The organism is Pseudomonas protegens (genome assembly GCF_003732485.1).
Lineage (GTDB): Bacteria > Pseudomonadota > Gammaproteobacteria > Pseudomonadales > Pseudomonadaceae > Aquipseudomonas > Aquipseudomonas protegens_B.
Window position 1 is genome coordinate 13,302 of sequence record NZ_MOAK01000046.1, and the last position, 22,578, is coordinate 35,879.

A 22,578-nucleotide genomic window follows, 5' to 3' on the forward strand; every position below is an offset into this window, starting at 1 on the left:
TGCCAGCGAAGGCGTCCTTGAGCGCGCTGCAGGATTCGCGGGCCTCTTCGCCGGCGAGCCGGCTCCTACGGGGCTTTACGCGGTGTGTGGGCTAACCGTAGGCGCTGGCTGGCCAGCGAAGGCGCCCTTGGGAGCGCTGCAGAACTCAGGGGCGACGACGGACGAACTTGCGCCACAGCCACACCCACAGCATCGCCAGCGGGAAGGCCAGGATCACGAAAGGCAGGGCATAGCTGCCTTTCTCCAGGGCTTCGGCTGTGCCGTCGGACAGGTTGTCCAGCAGGTTGCTGAAGGCGCGCTTGAGGCTCGAGCCGCGTTCGGCGCCGTTGCTGGGCAGGAAGTTCAGGGTCAGGCGGTTGGTGTCCAGGCGACGCTGTTGTCCGGCAGCTGTCTGGGCCAGCGCTTGCAGGTCGTTCTCGATTCCCGCTTGCTCCTTGCTCAGGGCGATCAGGTCGCTGACGCTGATGTCCTTGCGCGCCGCCAGTTCATCCAGGCGCTGTTGCTGGGCCTTGAGTCGCTGTTGCTGGCGTTGCACATCGGCCACGGCATCGGCCAGGTCTTCGGCGCTGGTGATGCGCTCACCCAGTTCCGCTCCCTGGGACGCCTGCTGGACGATGGGCTCGACCCCGTCCGGAACGATTCGCAGCACCACCCGGGCGCGGTACGGGCCTTGCTCCAGGAGCAAGATGTTGCAGGGGCCGAACTGGGCTTTTTCGCAGGCTTCACGGGTTTGTGTCAGGTGCGGGCCGATTTGCTCGGCAGGCAGGGACAGGGTCAGTTCGTGCTCGTAGGCCAGCAGGGCGCCGGCCTTGCCCTGGGCACCACCGAGGGCCACCGCGGAGCTGTTGTGATCACTGGGAGAGCAGGCGCTGAGGGCCAGGGCACCCAGCAGGGCAAAGGCCAGTCGGCGGTGGATGGAAGGCTGATCATCCTGATGTTGCATGGGGGCTCCTTGAATGCTTGGAACTGCGACCAGGGCGCAGGCGCGCATCTTAGCGTCCTTCCGGGGATGGCTACGATCTTGTTGTGGTTCATGAAAGCCAAATACCGGCCAGGTACTTCGTTTACCAAGATCGCTCTAATAAGAAATTAATTGGTAGTTAACGTATAAAAATTATTGCTGCACGATAATTTTATTTGTATTGTCTGCGCGTCAATCATCCATGAGGCAAACCTATGTCCCTTAACCCTCTCGCTCAATTTAGCCAGCGTATGGCTGTTCTAACGCTGGTGTTCATTACGTGCATGCTGGTTTTCAATGCCGCGCTGTGGATCTTTCCGATCCTGGGGTCAAGCGATGGATTGGGAGTGGGATTTTCACTGAGCGGAGTGATGCTCAATCAGCTTGCTGTAAAAATTGAAACCCTTGCATGGTGGCAAGTAGTAGGGGCGATTCTGGTCTCCAGCGTGCCTTTGGTCGCCTTGGCCAGTGGCTTGAATCACCTTCGTCGCCTGTTTCAGGGGTATGCCCGTGGCGAGTATTTTTCCAGTAGCGCTGCCGTTCACTTGGGGAAAGTGGGGCGCGGGGTCGTGCTCTGGGTGGTTTCAGGTTTTATATGCACGCCGCTACTGAGCATTCTGGTCACCCTGCATGCGCCGCCCGGCGAGCATCTTGTTACCGTCAGCTTCACGCCTGCCGATTTCGTCGCGCTTTTCCTTGCCGGATGCATTGCTGTGATCGCCCGGATTTTGCTGCGGGCGAGTGAAGTCGACTCTGAAAATCAAACTTTTGTATAAGGTCGCTTCATGACAATCATTATTGAGTTGGACGTGATGTTGGCGAAGCGCAAGGTGAAGTCAAAAGACCTTGCAGCAGCGATTGGCATCAACGAACAAAACCTGTCCTTGTTGAAGCAAGGCAAGGTCAAGGGGGTGCGCCTCAGTACCCTTGAAGCGATTTGTCGCCATTTGAGCTGCCAGCCTGGTGACCTGTTGGTGTACCAACCGCAACCCTACGTGTTGACCGACTCTGTTTAGTTGCCTCATTGCGAGCTGCTGGTAGGAGGGCTCTGGAGGCCGGCGTTGGTAACTACCCATCGGACTGCCTTTTTCAAGGAAAACACCATGAGTGAATCGACTATCCCCCAGGGCTTCAGTCCCTTGCCCCGCAGCAGCCCGCTGCTGGAGCTGATCGGCCCGGTCTATGGTCGCGGCAGTGGCCGCGAGCTGTGCCTCGGTCTGCGCGCCGACACCCGGCATGCCAATGGCCGGGGCACGGTGCATGGCGGCATCATCGCCACCCTGGCGGACATCGGCATGGGGTACGCCATGGCGTTTTCCAGCGATCCACCGCTGCCCTTGATCACCGCCAGCATGACCCTCGACTACCTGGGGGCGGTGCAGGTAGGGGATTGGATCGAGGTGCGCCTGGAGCATGCCAAGCGCGGTCGGCAGATGGCTTTTGCCACGGTGGTGCTGCGGGTCGGCGAGCGTGAAGTGGCGCGGGCCAGCGGGGTGTTCGCGGTGCCGGCGCCGCGGGATTAGTCGCCGGGGTTGATCTGCTTCCAGTCCAGGCCGAAGCGCGCCAGGTATTTGCGCAGGCGGTCGGCGTCATTGGGGTTGGCCTTGCCCAGGCGTGACACGCCGAACAGCCGGCGCCCGGCGTCCGACAGGCTGTCGGCGCGACGGCATTCGGTAATCACCGCCTTGAGCTGCAGGCGGTCGAACAGGTCCAGTTCCGCCGCGTCGCCCAGCAGTTCCTGCAATTGGTCCTCGGTGTTTTCCAGGCCCCAGGCGTGGCGCAGGCGCTGGATTTCCTCCTCGACCTGGGCCTGGTCGATGCGTCCGCTGTCGGCCAGGGTGGCCATGCGGGTGATGGAGGCCGACAGCTCGCGGAAGTTGCCCAGCCACGCCGCTTCGCTGGAGCTGGCAAAGGCCAGGTAGCGGCGCCGCGCCTCCAGGTTGAAGCGCACCAGTTGCCCCTGTTCCCGGGCGTGACGTTCCAGTTCGAAGTCGATGTTCGGTTCGATGTCTTCACGGCGTCCCGCCAGTCCCGGCAGGTTGAAGGTCCAGAGGTTGATCCGCGCATACAGGTCTTCGCGGAACAGGCCCTGGGCCACCCGGCCGCGCAGGTCGCGGTGGGTGCCGGCGATGATCAGGAAGTCACTCTCCACTTCCTGGTCCGCGCCCATGGGGAAGAAGCGTTTTTCCTCGATGGCCTTGAGCAGCATCGCCTGTTCGTCCAGTCCCAGTTCGCCAATCTCATCAAGAAACAGCATGCCGCTGTGGGCCGCCCGCAGCAGGCCCTCCCGGGCGTTCTGGGCGCCGGTGAAGGCGCCCTTGATATGGCCGAACAGCGCCGACATGGCACCGTCGCCGCGCAGGGTGGCGCAGTTGACCTCGACAAAACGCCCCTGCACCTGATGCCGCCCGCGCTTGAGTTCATAGATGCGCCGGGCCAGGAACGACTTGCCGGCACCGGTGGGGCCGATCAGCAGCATCGGTGCCCTGGAGCGCACCGCGACCCGCTCGATCTGCTCGATGGAGCGGTTGAATGCCGGGTTGCGGGTGGCGATCCCGGACTTGAGGAAGGCCAGGCCCTCCAGGCGCTTGTGGGCAAAACGCGAGGCGATGCGGTCGTAGCGCGACAAGTCGAGGTCGATCAGGGCGTGGGTGCCGGTGGCGTGCTGGTCCGGGTCGCGGCGCCGCGCCGGTGAGGTCTGGATCAGCCGGGCAGGGAGGTAGCGCGCCTCGGTCAGCAGGAACCAGCAGATCTGCGCCACGTGGGTGCCGGTGGTGATGTGCACCAGGTAGTCCTCGCGCTCGGTGTCGAACGGGTAGGCGCTGGTGAAGTCGTGCAGGGCGCCGTACACCTCCTCGAAATCCCAGGGATTGTTCAGGCCCATGGGGTGCAGGCGCACCTCGGTTTCCGGCGACACCTGGCGCACGTCGTTGGCCACCCGTTCGGCCAGGCTGACATCCCGCGCGTCCAGGCCATGGATCAGCTCCAGGCGGTTGATCAGCACATCCTGCTGCTGGCACAGACCGACCGTGGGCCGCCAATGGCTCCAGCGGTTGGCACCCTTGCCGACGCGATCGAGGGTGGAACCGACAAAACCTATGGCGACCGTGGGCTTGTTCGACATGTTTATACCTGGAGATAAAAAACGATAAGCAAAGATATAAAATTATCGAGGCGTTTGTCTTGCCGGATACTTGATGAAAAAGTGATAAAAAATAAAAACTTTATAAATCAATGAGTTGAAAAATAATTTGTTGGAAAATCAAAACCTGGCACAGCGGCTGCAATGTATCTGGCAACGAACAAGACAACAGAGCGAGACGCCAAGATGGCCAACTTCCAGCTGTTCAACACCCAACAGGCAAAAGCGCCAGCGAGCACCACCCTGAACGCTTCCAAGGCCGGGGCCTATGCCTACAACGCCAAGCATCGCCTGGCCCAGCTGGCGGTCACCGGTTGCCTGAACTCGACCTTCTACACCTCGCCTGAAGGCCAGCTGGAAGCGGTGCTGCAACTGGTGAGCGAGCTGGACAGCCGCTTCGTCGCCCAGGCCGCCCGTTACGCTCGGCAGCAAGGCCATATGAAAGACATGCCGGCGCTGCTGCTGGCGGCGCTGACGGCGCAACGCTCGGCCCTGGTACCGGAGCTGTTCGCTCAGGTGGTGGACAACGGCAAGATGCTGCGCAACTTCGTGCAGATCCTGCGCAGCGGCGTGACCGGGCGTAAATCCCTGGGGTCGCAGCCCAAGCGTCTGGTGCAGAACTGGTTGAACAGCGCTACCGAGCGCCAGCTGTTGCAGGCCTCGGTGGGTAACCAGCCGTCCCTGGCGGACGTGGTGAAGATGGTTCACCCCAAGCCAACGCAAGCCTGGCGTGAAGCCTTCTTTGCCTGGTTGATCGGCAAACCGGTGGATGTGCAGGCGTTGCCTGAGCTGACCCGCGAACTGCTGGCGTTTCGCAGTGGCGCGACAACCCAGGTGCCGCAGGTGCCGTTCCAGTTGCTGGGCAACGAAACGCTGAGTGCCGAGCAATGGGCCGGTCAGGCCCGCAACATGGGCTGGCAGGGACTGCGCATGAACCTCAACACCCTGGCCCGCCACGGCGCGTTCCAGGTGCCGGGTTGCACTGAATATGTGGCGGCGCGGCTGGCGGATGCCGGTGAAGTGGCCAAGGCCCGGGTTTACCCGTACCAACTGCTGGCGGCCTACCGCATGGCTGGCGAGGATGTACCGCAGTTGGTCCGCGAGGCGCTGCAGGATGCTCTGGAACTGTCTCTGGCCAACGTCCCGGCGTTGCAAGGCAAGGTGGTGGTGTGCCCGGATGTCTCGGGGTCGATGCACAGCCCGGTTACCGGCTATCGCCAGGGCGCCACCACGGCGGTGCGTTGCATCGATGTGGCGGCACTGGTGGCGGCAGCGGTGTTGCGCAAGCAGCCGGCGGCGCGGGTCATGCCGTTCGAGCGGGAGGTGGTGAACATCCGCCTCAACCCTCGGGACAGCGTGATGAGCAACGCCCAGAAGCTGGCGGACATCGGTGGTGGCGGGACCAACTGCTCGGCACCCCTGGCCCAACTGGCCAACGCCAAGTGCCGCGTGGACACCCTGATCCTGGTCTCGGACAACGAGTCGTGGATCGATGCGCGACGTCATGGCGCCACGGAAACGATGCGCCAGTGGGAGCGGATCAAGGCCATCAACCCGCAGGCGAAGCTGGTGTGCATCGATATGCAACCCGGCGCCACGACCCAGGCGCCAGACCGCGAGGACATCCTCAACGTCGGCGGCTTCAGTGACGCGGTGTTCGATGTGATCGAGCAGTTCACTGCGGGTAACTACGGTGCGCAGCACTGGGTCAAGGCAATCGAGGCGATGGCGCTCTGATCGCTGGAACATGAGATAAACCGTGCGCCGGCCAGCCGGCGCACACCACAGATCTTTTGATCATTGGCCCTGAATGCCGCTGTGACTACATCCAAAGACGTCTCAGCAAATTTTGTCAGGGCCGGTGAGGGCACGAATGCCAGTGGCTGTACATCCTGGTTAAGCCGGTTCGAATCCGGCCATCAGTCACTTCTTTTGTCGTGCCACCTTTTTTGCAGTTTTTGCGACGAATGCTGGTGGAACTACATCCCAGGTTCGGGATGCGGGTTCGATTCCCGCCGGTGCTGGAAAACGGCGCCGTGGTTCAATGGTCAGAACACGAACGCATTGTTTCATCGACCCTTGTCGTCGCATCTTTTTCCCCGCCTCGGCGGGATGGCAGCGAATGCCACAGGTACTACATGGTGTCGCGGGTTCGAACCCCGCCAGCCGCAAGGCTGTAGCTCAGTCGGTAGAGCAAATGTGCCTGTTCCCTTGTCGCTGCCCGCAGGCCTGGCCTGCACCGATTGACCCGGCGAATGCCGGTGGAACTACAGGACAGCGTGGTCGCGGGTTCGAGTCCCGTTCACCGCAAGGTGCTAGCTCAGAGGCAGAGCGCGCTGCATGTTCCACCTCCACTTGTCGCCGCCTGCACCGAACACCGCAACTCCGTAGGAGCTGGCTTGCCAGCGAAGAGGCCCCCGAGATCGTCTGCTGCGCCCCGGCTCCTGCACACCCTATTGAACAAGGCCGAATCACTGGCCACAGGAAAAAGAGTCAACGACATGGAACACAAAACCTACCAACTGCTGGAAGTCGCCAACGGCAAGCCGATCAAGATGTGGACCCAGGGCGTGCCCGTGGAAAACGAAGCCCGCCAGCAGTTGATGAACACCGCGAAGATGCCGTTCATCTTCAAGCACCTGGCCGTGATGCCGGACGTGCACCTGGGTAAAGGTTCGACCATCGGTAGCGTGATCCCCACCGTAGGCGCGATCATTCCGGCCGCGGTCGGGGTGGATATCGGTTGCGGAATGATCGCTGCCCGTACCTCGCTGACTGCCTCCGACCTGCCGGATAACCTGGCCGGGTTGCGTAGCGCCATCGAGGCGGCGGTGCCCCACGGTCGTACTTCGCCCCGTAGCGGTCGCGATAAAGGCGCCTGGGGTGATGTGCCGCAGCAGACCGACCTGGCTTGGGCGGCGCTGCATCCACGCTTCAAGGCGATCACCGATAAGTACCCGGCCCTGGCCAACAGCAACAACCGCCAGCACCTGGGAACACTCGGCGGCGGTAACCACTTCATCGAGGTCTGCCTGGATGAAGCCAACCGGGTCTGGTTCATGCTCCACAGCGGTTCCCGTGGTGTAGGTAACGCCATCGGCAACCTGTTCATTCATCTGGCCCAGGCCGATATGCGTCAACATATCGCCAACCTGCCGGACCGTGACCTGGCCTACTTCGAGGAAGGCAGCCAGCACTTCAACGATTACGTGGAAGCCGTGGCCTGGGCCCAGGATTTTGCCCGGCAAAACCGTGAGCTGATGATGCAACTGGTGATCCAGGCCACCCGCAAGGTGATCAGCAAGCCCTTCGAAGTGGCGCTGGAGGCAGTCAACTGCCACCACAACTATGTACAGAAGGAGCGCCACTTCGGTGAAGAGGTGCTGGTGACCCGCAAGGGCGCGGTGTCGGCGAAGAAGGGCGAGCTGGGGATCATCCCGGGGTCGATGGGGGCCAAGAGCTTCATCGTCCGCGGGCTGGGTAACGAAGAGGCGTTCTGCTCCTGCAGCCACGGTGCCGGGCGTACCATGAGCCGCACCAAGGCCAAGAACACCTTCACTCTGGCCGACCAGATCCGCGCGACCGCCCATGTGGAGTGCCGTAAGGACGAAGCGGTGATCGATGAAATCCCGATGGCCTACAAGGACATCGACCAAGTGATGCACGCCCAGCGCGAGCTGGTGGAAGTGCTGCACACCCTGCGTCAGGTGGTGTGCGTTAAGGGGTAGAACAATGGACGACATGGACGCCTTGATAGCGGCGCCGCCCGGCTGGCATTACCAGTTGAGCGACTACGAAGCCCGCCGCGTGCGGGAGGTGATGGACGAATTGGACAGGCACAGCGCCTGGCTGGAACTGAGCCGCTTCGGCAACGGTTTCGTGCGTCAGGCCGCCGTGCGCGGCCTGGCCGCACAGCCTTCGGCCGAGGCCCTGGCGGCTTTGCTGGAACGCCTCAACGATTGGGTGCCCCAGGTACGCCAGGAGGCCGCTGCGGCGGTCGAGGGGTATCTGGCGCCAGAGCGCGCCGAGCTGTTGTTGCAGAGCCTGAAACCACTGCTGGCCCTGGCCGGCAAACAGCGCGCCGACCACGGCGCGACCCTGGAGCGGGCGCGTTCGGTGTTGCAGTTGGCCCAGGTACGCGAAGAAGTTGAAGGCGCCTTTGGTGATTGCCGAGGCAAGGCCGCGCGCTTTGTCTTCGAGCTGTTGCTCGAAGGGGCGCAGGATCGGACGGCGCTGCTGGCTCGGGCTCTGCGTCACAGTGAGGTCAGTGTGCGGCAGATGGCGGTGGATGCCTGCGCCGAACTGCCGGCCGCGCAGGCCGTGCCTTTGCTGGAAGAGGTGATGCACAGCTGCGGCGCCAGTGTGCGGGTCAAGGCTCTGCGCTTGTTGCTGCCGTTGCTGGCCGACCCTCGCGAGTATCTGAGTCAGGCATTGCGGGACCCTTCGGGGGCCTTGCGTTGCCTGGCCCATTGGGCCGCGCCCCGTCACGGGCTGGACCCGCGTGAGGTGTTGCTGCAGCGCCTGCAACTACCGGCACCACGGAACAAGCGTGGTTGGCTGGGTCTGCTGGGGCTGGTCAAGGAGCTGCAGGAGCCCCGGGCCGACGCCATGGTGCGACAGGCCCTGGTCTCGCCGGCGCCGAGTGTGCGCCTGCTGGCCCTGCAGACCCTGGGCGAGCGTGGCATGGCCGAGCAACTGGCGGCCCTGGACGACACCTCGGACAAGGTCTTCAACTGCGCGCTGGGCCTGTTGCACGAGCAACCCTGGGCAGTCTTCGACGAGGCCCTGGAGCAGCGTCTGGATCAGCACTGGCATGACCTGCCGAAGGCGCGGCGCTGGGCTCTGCTGGCCCTCAAGCCGGGCTGGCGTCAATTGGAGTACCTGCTGTGGCGTCTGGGGCAGGGCGGCAGCGAAGCCGTCTATTGGCGCCAGACCCTGGCGCGCTGGTGCGATAGCCGCTACGGGATGTTCGATCCGGTCACCCCCAAGCCGCTGCGCGAAGCCATGCTGCAGCGTTTGCAGGCCATGGAAGCGGCCGGAGAATTGCCCGCTGGTTCGGCTAAGCGCCTGCTTTGAAGAATGGAGAGCGACCTTATGCAGCCGCGGCCACTGTTGACCCGGACGGAAGATGAACCCTGCCGCGCGTTGCGCCAGCAACTGAAGGAGGGGTACTGCGTCTTCGATTTTGTGGTGCTGGCGGTCGAACCAGAGGCCGAGGTGGATCAAGCACTGCATCGCCAGGGCTTGCAGCACCTGTATCTGCAGCTGATGGCCGAACGCCGCGAGCGCTGGGAAAAGCTGCGCCAGGACCCGCGTTACGCCGACGTCGGCCTGACCTCGATGCGCTGGGAGCAGGAGCGGGCGGTGCCCGAGCTGCTCAGTCAAGAGCAGGTCCGGCAGTTGGTCTGCGAAAACCTGGAGTTGCAGGACCTGGCCTTGTACCGGGCGTTTCGCCAGCCGCCATACGGGCTGCATTTCCCTGGTGGCGCCGAGCAGGCTCGGCAGGTGTACGGCCAATGGCTGGACTTGCTGGGGCTGGACCCCGAACAGCAGCCCCAGGTGATCAACTGGGTAGGCAACCTGGAACTGGACTGTCAGGCGCCGGACATGGGCCCGCACCTGCTGCCCTGGAGTGACTATTTCGACGAAGGCCTGGAGTGGTGGGGCGTCTGGTGCCTGACGGTGTGGAACCCCGTGCGCCGGACCCTGAGTGTGCTGGCTGCCAGCGCCACCGATTGAACAAGGAAAAAGGATCATGGAACACCTGGAGCCCCATCCCCTGAGCAGCGCCATGCGCGAACGGGTATTGGCCGAGCTGGCGCGGATCGAGCGCGAGCGCAATGTGCAGGTGCTGTATGCCTGCGAATCCGGCAGTCGGGCCTGGGGCTTTGCCTCCACCGACAGTGATTACGACGTGCGTTTCGTCTATGTGGAAAAGCCCGAGTGGTTCATCCAGGTGGATGCCGGGCGCGATGTGATCGAGCGGCCCCTGGATGACGAGCTGGACATCAGCGGCTGGGAACTGCGCAAGACCCTCGGGCTGTTGCGCAAGTCCAACCCGACCCTGCTGGAATGGCTGGATTCGCCCCTGGTGTATCGCAGCGAGCCGGTCGCCGCTGCGCGCCTGCGGGAGCTGGCGGAGGCGTTCTACAGCCCGCCGGCAGCGCGCAATCATTATCTGTCGATGGCCAGGAAGAACTTTCGCGGTTACCTGCAAGGCGACAGCGTGCGTTTCAAGAAGTACTTCTACGTTCTGCGGCCGTTGCTGGCGGTGCGCTGGATCGACCAGGGTCGCGGCCGACCGCCGATGACCTTTGCCGATCTGCTGACCACCGTCGACCATCAGCCACTGCTGGACGAAGTGGCTGAGCTGCTGGTTTTGAAACGCTGCGCCGACGAGTCCGCCTACGGACCGCGGCGCCAGGCGCTGCACGCCTTTATCGCCGCGGAGCTGGAACGCCCGGTGCCGAAGCTTGCGCGTACCCATGAAGACAACGCGTTGCTGGACGCCTACTTGCGAGAAACGGTCCGGCACTACGCCTGAGGAATGTAATGAAACAGGATGTAATCGAACTGGACGGCGCCATCGGCGGCGGTCAGGTACTGCGCAGCGCCTTGAGCCTGTCGATGCTCAGCGGCAAGACCCTGCGTATCCATAGTATTCGTGCCCGGCGCAGCCGCCCGGGGCTGCTGCGCCAGCACCTGACGGCGGTGCAGGCTGCGGCACAGGTCTGTGGCGCCAGGACCTCGGGGGTCGAACTCGGCTCTCAGGCGCTGACCTTCGAACCGGGACCGATCCGCGGCGGCGACTACCGCTTTGCCATCGGCACTGCGGGCAGCTGCACCCTGGTGCTGCAGACCCTGCTGCCGGCCTTGTTGCAGGCGCCGCAGCCCAGCCGTGTGAGCATCAGCGGCGGCACCCACAACCCCCTGGCGCCACCGGTGGATTTTCTCCAGCAGGCCTGGTTGCCACAGCTGCGGCGCATGGGCGGGCGGGTGGAACTGCAACTGCTGCGCCACGGCTTCGTCCCGGCCGGCGGTGGTGAGCTGGAGGCCTTTGTTCAACCGTCGGTGCTGCAGCCTCTGCACCTTGAGGAGCGTGGCGCACTGCTGGGGAGTCGGGCCTGGGCACTCAGCGCGGGCTTGCCCGAGCATGTGGCGGAACGCGAGTTGCGTCGGGTGCACAATCGCCTGGAATTGCCTCGTGAGCACCTCACCCCGGTGCAGCTGGATGAACAATACGGCCCGGGCAATGTGCTGTTGCTGGAGTTCGCCTTCGAACACCTGACCGAGCTGTTCAGTGGTTTCGGCCAGAACAGCCTACGGGCGGAAAAGGTCGCCGACGGCACCATCGATCAGGCCCGGGACTGGCTGGATTCCGGCGCGGCGGTGGCTGAGCACCTGGCCGATCAACTGCTGCTGCCCATGGCCCTGGCCGGTGGCGGCAGCTTCACCACACCGCGCATGACCGAGCATCTGGAGAGCAATATCCGGGTGATCGAAGCGTTTCTGCCGGTGCGCATCGAGTCGCGCTTGTTGAGCGAGCAACGGCTGCGCGTGGAGTGTCACGCTCTGGTTTGAGCTGTGTAGAGTGCTGCGGTCATCAAAGAGGTTGTCGCCATGTATCACTTGTATGGAGGCCTGGGCAGCGGTTCGGCCATCGTCGAGATCGCCCTGGAGTATTGCCGGGCGCCGTATCGCAGCATCGAGGCCGCGCCCTGGGAAGACAGCCCGGGGCGCGAGGCCCTGGCGCGGCTCAATCCACTGTTGCAGATTCCCACCTTGCAACTGCCGGACGGCAGCATCCTCACCGAAAGTGCGGCGATCCTGATCCACCTGGGCCTGGAGTTTCCCGACTCCGGGCTGCTGCCTGCCCGGGCATCGGCCCGGGCCCAGGTGATTCGCGGCCTGGTGTACATCACCGCCAACTGCTATTCGGCCATCGGTATTCTCGACTACCCGGAGCGCTGGATCAGCGACGCCGACGAGCCGCTCAAGGCGCGAGTGCGCAGTGCCACGGCCGATCGCCTGTTGCGCAGTTGGGAGGTGTTCGCCCAGCAGTTCGCTGCACGACCCTTCCTCGGTGGTGCGGCGCCGGGCGCCCTGGATATCCAGGCGGCGGTGGTGTCCCGCTGGTCCGGCGCCCGTGAGCATCTGCGCGGCAGCCATCCCGATTTTTTCGCCCTGTTGCAACGCATCGACCACGAGCCGCCCATCGCCGCGATCCTGGCCCGCCACTGGCCCTGTGCATCCTCATCGTAGGCGCTGGCTTGCCAGCGAAGGCGTCCCTGAGGACGATGCAGGGCTCATGGGCCTCTTCGCCGGCAAGCCGGCTCCTACAGGTTGTGCAACGGTTGGTTTTCTCAGGGAAGTACGTGATGGATGGCAACGTCTGGCTCAAGGCCTTGAACAAATTGCTGACGATGGTGCAGCGCGTGGTGTTGCTCAGTGGCTGGTTTCTCGCCGCTCTGGTGCTGGGGCTCACCATCAAGTCCGGGTGGCAGCCCTTTCTGGCCATGTTCCTGGCCTCGTTGCTGGTGATCATCAGTGTGCTGGTGCATGAAGGCGGGCATTACCTGGGCGCCCGCTGGTGCGCGATGCCGGTGTTGCAGGTACGAATTGCCGCCGTGGAGCTGCAGGTGCTTCGGCGCGGCGGGCGCTTGCGTTGGTCGCCGCAGCTCAAGCGCAATCGCCTGGGGGGCTATGTGATGGCCGCGAGCAATCCGCAACGGCCGTTGCGTGGTCAGTGGATGGTGGTGGCGCTGAGCGGGCCGCTGCTGAACCTGCTGGTGGGCGGTGCGGCCCTGGGGCTGGGGCTGCACTGGCAAGGGGTGCCCGGCGCCATGGCCCTGGCCTTTGCCGTCATCAATCTGGTGATGGGGGTGGGCAACCTGCTGCCGGCCTGGCGGGTATCACCCAGCGACGGCATGCTCTTGCTGGGTTGGTATGTGCATCGCGACGATCAACGTCCGGAGCTGGCCCAGGCGCGCCTGCTGGCCTTGACCGTGGCCGGCGTCCCCAGCGCGCAACTGCCGGCCCAGGACCTTGAGCGTCTGGCCCGGGGCGCCATGCCCGAACCCCTGGTCGCCTTCGGCTACCGGCTCAACGCAAGGCAGGACCGGGGCGACTGGCCCGGGGTACTGCAGATGGAGCAGGAGCTGGATGAGTTGCTTGCGGCCCGGGCCGGGGAACTCACGGGGATGAGCGTCCTGATCGAGTTGTTGCGTGGCGAGCTGGCTTTCAGCCGTGCCTATCTGCAGCGCGATGCCAGCATCCTCAAGGGCCTCCCGTTGGGAGCCGATGTCGACTGGTACGCGCCTTGGCTGCGGCCGCGATGCCTGGCGTTGGCGGCAATCCTCGAAGGTGATCGACAGCAGGGCGAGGTGTATGTGCAGCAAGCACTGCGGGCCGCGGATAGTTGCGTGGTGTTGTCCCAGGGCAAGAGCGAAGCCTTGCTGGCCGCACACCTGCGGGCCCTGCCGGGGCCATAGCGTGGCCGTTGCGGGGTGTTCGCGAGATCCATGGGCTTCCCGGCCACAGGCACCGTAGGCGCTGGCTTGCCAGCGAAGGTGTCCCTTAGAACGTTGCAGGGCTCAAGGGCCTCTTCGCCAGCAAGCTGGCTCCTACAGGTGTGTGCGGTGCGGCGGATGATCGTAGGAGCTGGCTTGCCAGCGAAGGCACCCGCAGAACACCGCACAACCCAGGGCCTCTTCGCCAGCAAGCTGGCTCCTACAGGTGTGTGCGGTGCGGTGGATGATCGTAGGAGCTGGCTTGCCAGCGAAGGCGCCCGCAAGAACGCCGCATAGCCCAGGGTCCTGTTCGCCGGCAAGCCGGCTCCTGCAAGGGGCGGGCAGTAGTCGGGAAGTGCAGGGCAGTGGGTGAAAGTGATCGGTATGCGGGCGCAAAACTCTTATACTCCGGCGCTTTATTTTCCCTACCCAGCAAGAGGAACGCCCCGTGGCCAACGAACCGGATCAGGATTTCTACAACCGCGCCGACGCCATCATCGAGTTGACCAACTCCCACATTGCCGACAGCAGCCGGGGCAAGGCCAGCGCTTCGCTGATGTACGCCAATGCGCGCTTCAGCGCCTGGGTCAGCGCCTGCGGTTGTCGCAATGCCGAGGAACTGGCAGCGTCCAAGCAGCAGGCGGTGGACTATTTCCTTGAAGAGTTCCGCCTGATGCTGGAGGAAAACCTCACCGATTACGTCGAGAACTACTCGCGCTACATGAACGCCAATCCGGACTGAAAACAGCCGACGCGGTCTTGCCTGGGCGGCGTTCGGAAGGCTTCGGGCAGTCGCTTGCTGCCCACTGCAACCGGGTCACTTATCGCCTCGGGTTGTCTGTCGCCCGCCTTGCATAGCCCTTTGATCTGAGCGTTCCAGGACCACGGCAACCGTTGGTCCTGTTGTCTCGCGGCCATCCCGAGCAGCGCCAGGGGCTCAACTACACTGCGCCTGCGGCAAGTCATGCCGGTCGTCGTACCTCCTCCTCAGGGAGGCCGTCGACACGGTAGCTTCAGGCCCCGCGACACACAGGAACACACCCAATCAGCAAGGAGTGCCAACCATGATCGTCATTCCACAACGTGTCATTGAAAACGGCAGTGTCATCTCGCTGCGCGGCGACTCGGGCAACTACATGTCGCGGATGGGCGCGACCGGGCTTGAGCTTTCCAAGGGCTCCATCGACCAATACTGCAAGTTCCGGGTGGTGCTGGTGCAAATCGGCACCGACAAGAAACTTGCGCTGCAGGGCGACACTGGCAAGTTCATGTCGCGCATGGGGGCGACGGGGCTGGAGTTGTCCAAGGACAGCATCGATCAGTATTGCCAATTCGCCTATGCCATCGATACCGCCAGCGGGCAGGTTTCCCTGCGCGGCGACAATGGCAAGTGGATGTCGCGGATGGGTGAGACCGGGCTCCAGTTGTCCAAGGACGGGATTGACCGGTTCAGCCAGTTCATGCTGGTTCTGGAAGGTTGATCGAGTAGCTTACTGGCGTCGGCCGGGGCAATACGGTGACGGTCATTCGCAGCTGCGAGCATTCGTCCACCGATTGAACCCGTGGTGCAGGGCCGGACACGCTCTGTCGAGCGCCAGTGCTGTCATCAGCGCCGTTGCCGAGCCGGTCGCGGGTATTCACACGCACATTCTGGTCACATAAAACGTGACCGGCGTCACTCTTTTCTCAAGTGATCCATGACCCTGGTCGATATGCTCTGAATGCCTATTGATACGGAGTTCGTCATGGCCTTGCTACCGGTTCGTCTGTCTCATCGTTTGACCCTCGGCAGTGTGTTGCTGTTGCTGTTCACGGCGTTGGCGGTATTCGCCGTGATGACCCTGCGGGGACAGCCCCGAGTGGTGGAGGCGAGTTCGGCGTTGATTGAACAGACCGGCAGTGCCATCGTCCGGCAACTGGCCTTGCAGTTGGCCGGGATCGAAGGGGTGACCGCCAGCATGGCCCATCTGGTGGAAGGGCTGCCCAAGGAACAGGCGCTGGTCATGGCCACCTTGCCCAAGGTGATCGACCACGAAGGCGACAAGGCGATTGCCGGCGGCGGTATCTGGCCGCAACCCAATGCCTTCGAGGCGGGCGTCGAGCGCCGCAGTTTCTTCTGGGCCCGCAGCGATGCCGGACCCCTGGCGTTCTCCGATGATTACAACGCTGCCGGCAGCGCCGGCTATCACCATGAAGCCTGGTACACCGGCGCCCGCAACAGTGCGCCGGGGCGTTGCCTGTGGTCCGAGGCCTACCAGGACCCGGTGACCCAGGTGCCGATGACCACATGCAGCGTGCCCTATCGTCAGGATGGCGCCTTTGCCGGGGTCGCCACCATCGACCTGCGCCTGGATGACCTGGCGCGCTTTCTAAAGGAACAGGGTTCGGTCACCGGCGGCTATGCCTTTGCCCTGGATCAGGCCGGCAATGTCCTGTATTTCCCCGATGCCCAGGCCAGCGCTGGGGGGCAGATGCTCAGCTTCGAGGCCTTGAGCAAACAGCAACCCTGGCTGGGCCCGGTGGCTGAGGCCTTGAGCAAGGCGGCGGGCAGTCCCGGTCAGGCGCGCAGCCTGGACCTGGCGGAAGATGGCCGATTGCAGGAAGCGGCGCGGGTCAGTCTGTTCAGCATGCCCGGCAGTGGCTGGACCATTGGCCTGGTGACCCCGGAGCAGAAGGTCACCGGCCTGGCCCGGGCCATGACCACCGAGATCCTGGTGTTTCTCCTGCCATTGCTGGCCTTGCTGCTGTTCTTCGCCTGGCTGGGCGGGCACAAGCTGATTGCCCAGCTGGAAGAAACCACCCAGCAGATCGACGCCCTGGGCCGCGGGCAGGCCACCGACAACGCCGAACTGCACGTGGCTCGGGCCGATGAGATCGGTGCCTTGCGCGGTGCGGTCAACCGCTACGCCGGGCAGTTGCGGCAGATGCTGCAGAAGATCGCCAGCGAAGCCCGGCAGTTGCAGAACGAGGCCGGGCGCCTGGGCGAGTTGAGCGGCACCCTGGCCCAGCGTGCCGAGCAGCAACGCCAGGAAAATACCCAACTGGCCACGGCCATCACCGAGATGTCTTCCAGCGCCCTGGAAGTGGCGCAGAACACCAACAATTGTGCCGACACCGCCCGCCAGTCCCTGGTGGTGGTGCAGGAGGGCCAGCACAAGGTCGATGCCAACAGTCAGTCGATCCAGCAACTGTCCACGGAAATGGCCGAGGCGGCAGCGGTGATCCAGCGCCTGGAACAGGACAGCCAGCAGGTCGGCGCGGTACTGGACGTGATCAAGGCCATCTCCGAGCAGACCAACCTGCTGGCGCTCAACGCGGCCATCGAGGCCGCCCGGGCCGGGGAACAGGGCCGGGGCTTTGCCGTGGTGGCGGACGAAGTGCGAACCCTGGCCGGCCGCACCCAGACCTCGGCCAACGAGATCAGCGGCATGATCAGTGATCTGCAGCAGGCTTCGCGCCAGGCGGTGCAGGCGATCCAGGCCGGTGAGGCGCGAACCCGCCAGGCGGTGGGCGAGGCGTCCGGTGCTTCGGATGCGCTGTCCAGCACGGTCACCAGCTTCGACGATATTTCCCAGCGTGCGCAACAGATCGCCGTGGCGGCGCAGCAGCAGAGCCATGTGACCCAGGAGATCAACGAACTGGCGGTGCGCATCCACGGCATCAGCGAGGACAACGCCCGGGATGCCCAGGCCCTGGACAAGGTCAGCGAGGCCATGCAGGCCCTGTCAGGGCGCTTGTCGAACCTCAGCCAGGGCCACAGCTGAGGCATTGCCTGCCTGGGCCGTCAGTGGTCCGGGCGGGTTTCAGTCCCTCCGGGCCAGTCGCCGGCCCGTTTCAGACCTGGCTGGACATCATCAGCTTGAAGTTCAGCAACAGCCCCAACGACACCCAGCCGAGCCCCAGCAGGCCATTGATCAGCGGCTTGCCGGGAGCCAGGCGCGTGGCCAGGAAACGGGCGATGGCGGCACCGATCAGCGCGCCGGGAAAGTCGAACAGGTAGAACAGCCAGCCCAAGGCGCCCTCCGGGGAGGTGATCCACAGGCTGAACAGCTGCAGGTGCGCGGCCAGGGCCAGGGCCACCCCGGTGAACAGCGCCGGCGTGGGTCGGGTGCACAGCAGCAGGCCGAGGATCAGCCCCTGGGGCAGCCAGTAGGCGGCGAAGTTCTCCCAGAAATAATCCATCGGTTGCCAGGCCCGGACGACTGCCAGGGACAGCCCCCAAAGGAGCGCCGCGATGGCGGGCAGGTACTTGAGGGGGGCAACGGGTACAGCGAGTGAGGGTGAGGGTGAGGGCATTGCAGAGTCTCGACGATCAAGGGGGCATCAGCGGTGGTGGCCGCCGGGTAGGGTAGCTGCGGTGTTGCTGCAGAGTTCGTGGACGCACTGGCGCAACCAGCGATGGGCCGGGTCGGCCTCCATGCGCGGGTGCCAGAGCAGGGAAATGGTCATCTCCGGCAGCGGCACCGGCAGGTTGAAACTGTGCAGGCCCTCTCGCAGGTTGCTGGTGTGGCGCTCGGGCACCATGGCGATCAGGTCCGAACCCCGGGCCAGGGCCAGGGCCGCGGAAAAACCGCTGACCAGGGTGACGATCTGCCGCTGCCGGCCCAGGGCTTGCAGAGCATCATCCATGCGGCCGTGGTCGTGCCCTTGATGGGACATCAGGATGTGCTGGCCGGCCAGGTAGTGGTCGAGGCTCACCGGGCCGCGGCTCAAGGGGTGGCCGCTGCGCACCACGCCGATAAAGCGATCGCGAAACAGCGCCCGGGTGCGCAACTCGGGGCTGGTATCGGCATCGATCACTGCCGTTTCCAGGTCGACGCTGGCCTCGCGCAGGGGCTGGCTGTCGCGGTCCAGCTTGGGCACGAAATGCACCCGTACCCCGGGCGCTTCGGCTCGCAGGCGGTTGACCAGTGCCGGGCCGAAGTTCTCGACGAAACCGTCGCGGCTGCGCAGGGTGAAGGTGCGCACCAGTTGCCTGAGGTCGATCTGCTCGGCCGGGCGCAGCGCGGCCCGGGCTTGCTCCACCAGCGGCCCGACCTGTTGGCGCAGCTCCAGCGCCCGGGGCGTGGGCACCAGACCGCGTCCGGCGCGGACCAGCAAGGGGTCGCCGGTGGCCTGGCGCAGGCGGGACAGGGCCCGGCTCATGGCCGAGGGGCTCAGGTTCAGGCGCAGGGCGGCCCGGGCCACACTGCCTTCGCTCAGCAGTACGTCCAGGGTCAGCAGCAGATTCAGATCGGGCGTCGACATGGGCGGAATCTAGCACGCCGAAAGCTGACATGGCGTTAGATGCATCAATTAACTGCAAAGGCTGCGTCTTCCGCCGGGTCTGGGGCGGACATAGGCTTGCGGGCAATGCCTTGATGGAGTACGCGCAATGCCCACCCTTGAGTCGAACCGTCCCGCGCTGCAACCCCGGGCGCGCTGGGCCCTGGCCAGCCTGTCGCTGGCGACGCTGATGCCGTCCCTGGACACCAGCATTGCCAACGCCGCGCTGCCGAGCCTGGCCCGGAGCCTGGAGGCATCCTTCCAGCAGGTGCAGTGGATTGTCCTGGCCTACCTGCTGGTGATCACCACCCTGATTGCCAGCGCCGGGCGCCTGGGAGACCTGCTGGGGCGGCGCCGGGTGCTGCTGGGCGGGATTGCCCTGTTTACCCTGGCTTCGCTGCTCTGTGGCCTGGCCCCCAGCCTCGGCTGGCTGCTGGCGGCCCGGGCCCTGCAAGGCCTGGGGGCGGCCCTGATGCTGGCCCTGAGCATGGCCCTGGTGGGCGATGCGCTACCCAAGGCCCACACGGGAACGGCCATGGGCGTGCTGGGCAGCCTGTCGGCCCTGGGCACCACCCTGGGTCCGTCCCTGGGCAGCCTGTTGCTGGCCGGCGTCGGCTGGCGCTGGATTTTCCTGGTCAATGTGCCGTTGGGACTACTCGCTTGGCTGCTGGCCTGGCGTTGCCTGCCCGAGGACCCCAAGGCCACGTCGGCCAGCGCTTTCGATCTCCCCGGGACTCTGCTCCTGGCCCTGAGCCTGGGTGCCTATGCCCTGGCCCTGACCCTGGGGGATAACCCGCTGGCCCTGTTGAACCTGGGGCTGTTGTCGGCAGGAGTGGCGGGGGGCGTGCTGTTGGTGTGGGTGGAGCGACGGGTAGCCGCGCCGCTGTTTCAGCCCGCCTTGCTGCGCCGGCCGCAACTGCGCCGCAGCCTGCTACTGAGCCTGCTGGTGTCCACGGTGATCATGACCACCCTGGTGGTCGGGCCTTTCTATCTGTCCCAGGGGCTGGGGCTGGCGACCGTCTGGGTGGGTCTGTGCCTGTCCCTGGGCCCGCTGGTGGCGACCCTGAGCGGGGTGCCCGCCGGGCGCCTGGTGGATAGGCTCGGCGCCCGGCTCTTGTGCCGGCTCGGGCTGCTGGGCATGTTCTTCGGTCTGTGCCTGCTGGCGCTGTTGCCCGTGAGCCTGGGGCTGGCGGGGTACCTGCTGCCCATTGCCCTGGTGACCGCCAGCTATGCGCTGTTCCAGGCGGCCAACAACAGCCTGGTGATGCTCGACGTGGCAGCGCAGCAACGGGGGCTGACGGCGGGCCTGTTGAGCCTGTCACGCAACCTTGGCCTGATCAGTGGCGCGGCTGCCATGGGGGCGTTGTTTGCCGGGATATCGCAACCAGGCGAGGGCGGCCCTGCGGATGTCGCGGCGGTCGCCCGCGGCATGCACTGGACCTTTGCCGTCGCCGCCGGCCTGATGCTGCTGGCGCTGATTGTCGCCCGCTCCACCCCATTGTCCGAGGTGCCTGATCGGGCTTGTCGGTTGCCGCGTCCGAACTAAGCTTGGCCTGCACACCCCAGCAAGGAGCAGGTCACCGTGAGCACACTTCGCACCCCTTCTTTAGGCCCGATTGTCGGGCACACCACCGATACGTCCTGTCGTTTATGGATCGCCGCTTCCGATGCCCTTGACGAGAAGGGGGTGGCGGAAGATATCCGCACCATCGGCGTCATAGGCGTAGTGGGCAGCAACGGTCGGGTCGCGGCGGACAACATCTTCTACTTTCGCCTGCGACGCGAATATCACCGTACCGGCACCTTCAACCTTGGGGTCGATACCAGCCTGTGGAGCAACCAGGCCGCGCGCAAGCAGCTCAAGCCCTTTGTGCTGACGCCCGACACCCGTTACCGGGTGCGCATGGCGTCGCTCAACGTCGATGACGCGGGCAGCAACGATGACGACGTTTCCAGCGAGTCAGTGGTGCAGCGCCTGCCCGAGCCTGGAGCCTGGGCCAATGACCTGAACCGTACCGGGGTCGACAAGATGTACGTCGAGGCCGAGTTCACCACCCACGCCAGTGCCGTCGCCAAACCGGCGCCCCTGAGCTTTTTGCTGGGGTCCTGCCGCTATCCGGGGCTGCTGTGGAAACGCAAGAACTCCGACATCATCTTCGGGCCGATGCTGGCGGACCATGGCGATGCGCAACTGGTGCTGATGGTCGGCGACCAGATCTATGCCGACCTGTTCAACCGCCTGGTGCCAGTGGGATTGGCGGATACCTTCGAGGAGTTCGAGGAGCGCTACCACAGCGCCTTCGGCTCGCCGAACATCCGCCAGTTGCTGGCCCACCTGCCTACCTACATGATCCTCGACGACCACGAAATCGAGGACAACTGGACCCAGGACCGGATCCGCAAGGACCGTGACAAGCGCCTGCTGTTCAACCTCGCCATGGGGGCCTACATGAGCTACCAGTGGAGCCATGGACCGCGCTTTGCCGACAGCTATGTCCATGGCCGGGCCATGACCGGCGACGATCAGTACCTGCAGCAGCTGCAGACCAACCAGCTGTTCTATGACTTCTCCTGTGGCAACTACCCGTTCTTTGTGCTCGACACCCGTACCCAGCGCTTTCTCGACGATGTGCCGGACGCCCTGGAGGACAACCATCTGCTGGGCCGTCCTTCGCTGCACCCCAGCGAACCGGGTCAGCTCGACCGGCTGTGTGCCTGGTTGCGGCACATGCAGGAGGATCGGGGCAACATCCCCAAGTTCGTGGTCACTTCCAGCGTCTTTGTGCCCAACGGCGTGGATACCGTGGGCACAGACCCTGATGCCGTGCGCCACAAGAACGACAGCGATTGCTGGTCGGCTTTCCCCACCACGCGGCGTGCCGTGCTGGAAACCATGATCGAGCACCAGGTGCAGAACGTGGTGTTCCTCTCCGGAGACATTCACTGCTCGAACATTTCCCGGCTGGCGTTCAGCGCCGCGGGTCAGGCCCTGAAGTCCTACGCCGTGACTTCGTCGGCCTTCTACTGGCCCTTTCCCTTTGCCGACGGTGACCCGGCCGGTTACGTGCACGACTCAACGGCGCCACAGACGCCGGATAGCTTTGCGCTCCTGGACGGTACGCACACCATGGATTACCACACCTGGGCCTTTACCCAGGCCGACAACTTCGCCCGTCTCGACTTGCATCCCGACAGCGCCGAGTTGGTGGTGCAGTTCCACGGCGCCGACGGTGAGCCGCTGGTGACTCGCAAGCAGGACGACAGCGTGAACAACCAGCCGGAGCGACTGCAACTGATGCCCTGGTAGCAGGGGCGTCCATCGCTGTGCCGATTTATGGATAATCAACCTTCCCTGGCCGCTTGCCCCGGTCGGGGGAGGTCATGGAATTTCCATCAATCAATCAGGCAGGGGCGTAGGCATGGGGCTAGGTGTACAGGAGATCAACGGCAGTATCGGTGAGCAGAAAACATCGGCGCTGTTGTTGAAACGATTCTGGGTCTTGAAGCGCACACCTGATGTGGATGGCGCAGATTTTCTGGTGCAGTTTCCGCAGACCGATCTTGAGTCCATCAGGGCCGCCGCCGGTGGCATCCAATGTTTCGGCATTGTGCAGTCGAAGTACTTCCAGAAGAGAAATCCGGTGCGTATCCAAAAGCATTACGTACTGGATCAACAGGTTCCACGCAGCGAGTTCTTCTGC

At 64.3% G+C, this 22,578-nt stretch carries 20 protein-coding genes and 2 pseudogenes; 18 read left to right on the forward strand and 4 right to left on the reverse strand.

Annotation, left to right across the window (positions count from 1 at the left end; translation table 11 throughout):
* Window positions 1-145: 145 nt before the first annotated feature.
* Window positions 146-943, reverse strand: coding sequence for a DUF4349 domain-containing protein (locus BLX41_RS11740; RefSeq protein WP_123725006.1), 798 nt, complete (start codon window positions 941-943; stop codon window positions 146-148).
* Window positions 944-1,176: 233 nt separating this feature from the next.
* On the opposite strand from BLX41_RS11740, the gene BLX41_RS11745 reads away from it, so the two are divergent.
* The 3 genes from BLX41_RS11745 (at window position 1,177) to BLX41_RS11755 (ending at window position 2,484) form a co-directional block, all read left to right on the forward strand.
* Window positions 1,177-1,737 carry a DUF2975 domain-containing protein gene (locus BLX41_RS11745; protein WP_123725007.1) on the forward strand — a complete coding sequence of 187 codons (561 nt, stop codon included), beginning with the start codon at window positions 1,177-1,179 and terminating at the stop codon, window positions 1,735-1,737.
* A 9-nt stretch (window positions 1,738-1,746) separates the two neighbouring features.
* The gene (locus BLX41_RS11750; protein WP_123725008.1) at window positions 1,747-1,977 is read left to right on the forward strand and encodes a helix-turn-helix domain-containing protein; all 231 of its coding nucleotides are present in this window, start codon (window positions 1,747-1,749) and stop codon (window positions 1,975-1,977) included.
* Between the two features lie 87 nt (window positions 1,978-2,064).
* The gene (locus BLX41_RS11755; RefSeq protein WP_123725009.1) at window positions 2,065-2,484 is read left to right on the forward strand and encodes a PaaI family thioesterase; all 420 of its coding nucleotides are present in this window, start codon (window positions 2,065-2,067) and stop codon (window positions 2,482-2,484) included.
* Here the strand turns inward: BLX41_RS11755 and rtcR are convergent.
* Window positions 2,481-4,085, reverse strand: a complete 1,605-nt coding sequence (gene rtcR, locus BLX41_RS11760) for an RNA repair transcriptional activator RtcR (RefSeq protein ID WP_123725010.1) — start codon at window positions 4,083-4,085, stop codon at window positions 2,481-2,483. The genes BLX41_RS11755 and rtcR overlap by 4 nt on opposite strands.
* 204 nt (window positions 4,086-4,289) lie before the next feature.
* On the opposite strand from rtcR, the gene BLX41_RS11765 reads away from it, so the two are divergent.
* The 12 genes and pseudogenes from BLX41_RS11765 to BLX41_RS37300 all read left to right on the forward strand — a co-directional run.
* On the forward strand, window positions 4,290-5,840 hold the full coding sequence (locus BLX41_RS11765) for an RNA-binding protein (RefSeq protein WP_123725011.1): 1,551 nt from the start codon (window positions 4,290-4,292) through the stop codon (window positions 5,838-5,840).
* Window positions 5,841-6,604: 764 nt separating this feature from the next.
* A complete protein-coding gene (locus BLX41_RS11770; RefSeq protein WP_123725012.1) occupies window positions 6,605-7,831 on the forward strand; it encodes an RtcB family protein in 1,227 nt (408 codons plus the stop codon).
* Between the two features lie 4 nt (window positions 7,832-7,835).
* Complete coding sequence (locus BLX41_RS11775) at window positions 7,836-9,179, forward strand: PBS lyase (RefSeq protein ID WP_123725013.1); 1,344 nt, start codon at window positions 7,836-7,838, stop codon at window positions 9,177-9,179.
* Window positions 9,180-9,197: 18 nt separating this feature from the next.
* Window positions 9,198-9,842 carry a hypothetical protein gene (locus tag BLX41_RS11780; protein WP_259744733.1) on the forward strand — a complete coding sequence of 215 codons (645 nt, stop codon included), beginning with the start codon at window positions 9,198-9,200 and terminating at the stop codon, window positions 9,840-9,842.
* Window positions 9,843-9,858: 16 nt separating this feature from the next.
* The gene (locus tag BLX41_RS11785) at window positions 9,859-10,647 is read left to right on the forward strand and encodes a nucleotidyltransferase domain-containing protein (RefSeq protein WP_123725014.1); all 789 of its coding nucleotides are present in this window, start codon (window positions 9,859-9,861) and stop codon (window positions 10,645-10,647) included.
* An 8-nt stretch (window positions 10,648-10,655) separates the two neighbouring features.
* Window positions 10,656-11,684 carry an RNA 3'-terminal phosphate cyclase gene (gene rtcA / locus BLX41_RS11790; RefSeq protein ID WP_123725015.1) on the forward strand — a complete coding sequence of 343 codons (1,029 nt, stop codon included), beginning with the start codon at window positions 10,656-10,658 and terminating at the stop codon, window positions 11,682-11,684.
* Between the two features lie 39 nt (window positions 11,685-11,723).
* Complete coding sequence (locus BLX41_RS11795; RefSeq protein ID WP_123725016.1) at window positions 11,724-12,365, forward strand: glutathione S-transferase family protein; 642 nt, start codon at window positions 11,724-11,726, stop codon at window positions 12,363-12,365.
* A 116-nt stretch (window positions 12,366-12,481) separates the two neighbouring features.
* Entirely contained in the window at window positions 12,482-13,594 is a 1,113-nt protein-coding gene (locus tag BLX41_RS11800; RefSeq protein ID WP_123725017.1) for a site-2 protease family protein, read from the forward strand.
* A gap of 466 nt (window positions 13,595-14,060) precedes the next feature.
* Window positions 14,061-14,354, forward strand: coding sequence for a DUF3144 domain-containing protein (locus BLX41_RS11810; RefSeq protein WP_102864173.1), 294 nt, complete (start codon window positions 14,061-14,063; stop codon window positions 14,352-14,354).
* A gap of 322 nt (window positions 14,355-14,676) precedes the next feature.
* Window positions 14,677-15,093, forward strand: a complete 417-nt coding sequence (locus BLX41_RS11815; RefSeq protein ID WP_047285711.1) for a fascin domain-containing protein — start codon at window positions 14,677-14,679, stop codon at window positions 15,091-15,093.
* Window positions 15,094-15,615: 522 nt separating this feature from the next.
* Window positions 15,616-16,254 (forward strand): annotated as a pseudogene (locus BLX41_RS37295) (cache domain-containing protein); the annotation flags it as partial.
* Between the two features lie 579 nt (window positions 16,255-16,833).
* Window positions 16,834-17,376 (forward strand): annotated as a pseudogene (locus tag BLX41_RS37300) (methyl-accepting chemotaxis protein); the annotation flags it as partial.
* A 70-nt stretch (window positions 17,377-17,446) separates the two neighbouring features.
* Here the strand turns inward: BLX41_RS37300 and BLX41_RS11825 are convergent.
* Both BLX41_RS11825 and BLX41_RS11830 read right to left on the reverse strand, forming a co-directional pair.
* Window positions 17,447-17,908: a hypothetical protein gene (locus BLX41_RS11825; RefSeq protein WP_123725019.1), complete on the reverse strand. Its 462-nt coding sequence runs from the start codon at window positions 17,906-17,908 to the stop codon at window positions 17,447-17,449.
* A gap of 27 nt (window positions 17,909-17,935) precedes the next feature.
* The gene (locus tag BLX41_RS11830; protein WP_123725020.1) at window positions 17,936-18,859 is read right to left on the reverse strand and encodes a LysR family transcriptional regulator; all 924 of its coding nucleotides are present in this window, start codon (window positions 18,857-18,859) and stop codon (window positions 17,936-17,938) included.
* Window positions 18,860-18,986: 127 nt separating this feature from the next.
* On the opposite strand from BLX41_RS11830, the gene BLX41_RS11835 reads away from it, so the two are divergent.
* The 3 genes from BLX41_RS11835 to BLX41_RS33625 form a co-directional block, all read left to right on the forward strand.
* A complete protein-coding gene (locus BLX41_RS11835; protein ID WP_123725021.1) occupies window positions 18,987-20,423 on the forward strand; it encodes an MFS transporter in 1,437 nt (478 codons plus the stop codon).
* Window positions 20,424-20,459: 36 nt separating this feature from the next.
* Entirely contained in the window at window positions 20,460-22,184 is a 1,725-nt protein-coding gene (locus tag BLX41_RS11840; protein WP_123725022.1) for an alkaline phosphatase D family protein, read from the forward strand.
* A 112-nt stretch (window positions 22,185-22,296) separates the two neighbouring features.
* Window positions 22,297-22,578, forward strand: a 282-nt coding sequence (locus BLX41_RS33625) for a hypothetical protein (protein ID WP_221179204.1), incomplete at its 3' end; no start/stop codon positions are given.

What these genes read in the sequence shown, in the direction of transcription:
- BLX41_RS11740 (WP_123725006.1), bottom strand. Translation starts at nt 943, where the DNA reads ATGCAACATCAGGATGATCAGCCTTCCATCCACCGCCGACTGGCCTTT.
- BLX41_RS11745 (WP_123725007.1), top strand. Translation starts at nt 1,177, where the DNA reads ATGTCCCTTAACCCTCTCGCTCAATTTAGCCAGCGTATGGCTGTTCTA.
- BLX41_RS11750 (WP_123725008.1), top strand. Translation starts at nt 1,747, where the DNA reads ATGACAATCATTATTGAGTTGGACGTGATGTTGGCGAAGCGCAAGGTG.
- BLX41_RS11755 (WP_123725009.1), top strand. Translation starts at nt 2,065, where the DNA reads ATGAGTGAATCGACTATCCCCCAGGGCTTCAGTCCCTTGCCCCGCAGC.
- rtcR (WP_123725010.1), bottom strand. Translation starts at nt 4,085, where the DNA reads ATGTCGAACAAGCCCACGGTCGCCATAGGTTTTGTCGGTTCCACCCTC.
- BLX41_RS11765 (WP_123725011.1), top strand. Translation starts at nt 4,290, where the DNA reads ATGGCCAACTTCCAGCTGTTCAACACCCAACAGGCAAAAGCGCCAGCG.
- BLX41_RS11770 (WP_123725012.1), top strand. Translation starts at nt 6,605, where the DNA reads ATGGAACACAAAACCTACCAACTGCTGGAAGTCGCCAACGGCAAGCCG.
- BLX41_RS11775 (WP_123725013.1), top strand. Translation starts at nt 7,836, where the DNA reads ATGGACGACATGGACGCCTTGATAGCGGCGCCGCCCGGCTGGCATTAC.
- BLX41_RS11780 (WP_259744733.1), top strand. Translation starts at nt 9,198, where the DNA reads ATGCAGCCGCGGCCACTGTTGACCCGGACGGAAGATGAACCCTGCCGC.
- BLX41_RS11785 (WP_123725014.1), top strand. Translation starts at nt 9,859, where the DNA reads ATGGAACACCTGGAGCCCCATCCCCTGAGCAGCGCCATGCGCGAACGG.
- rtcA (WP_123725015.1), top strand. Translation starts at nt 10,656, where the DNA reads ATGAAACAGGATGTAATCGAACTGGACGGCGCCATCGGCGGCGGTCAG.
- BLX41_RS11795 (WP_123725016.1), top strand. Translation starts at nt 11,724, where the DNA reads ATGTATCACTTGTATGGAGGCCTGGGCAGCGGTTCGGCCATCGTCGAG.
- BLX41_RS11800 (WP_123725017.1), top strand. Translation starts at nt 12,482, where the DNA reads ATGGATGGCAACGTCTGGCTCAAGGCCTTGAACAAATTGCTGACGATG.
- BLX41_RS11815 (WP_047285711.1), top strand. Translation starts at nt 14,677, where the DNA reads ATGATCGTCATTCCACAACGTGTCATTGAAAACGGCAGTGTCATCTCG.
- BLX41_RS11825 (WP_123725019.1), bottom strand. Translation starts at nt 17,908, where the DNA reads ATGCCCTCACCCTCACCCTCACTCGCTGTACCCGTTGCCCCCCTCAAG.
- BLX41_RS11830 (WP_123725020.1), bottom strand. Translation starts at nt 18,859, where the DNA reads ATGTCGACGCCCGATCTGAATCTGCTGCTGACCCTGGACGTACTGCTG.
- BLX41_RS11835 (WP_123725021.1), top strand. Translation starts at nt 18,987, where the DNA reads ATGCCCACCCTTGAGTCGAACCGTCCCGCGCTGCAACCCCGGGCGCGC.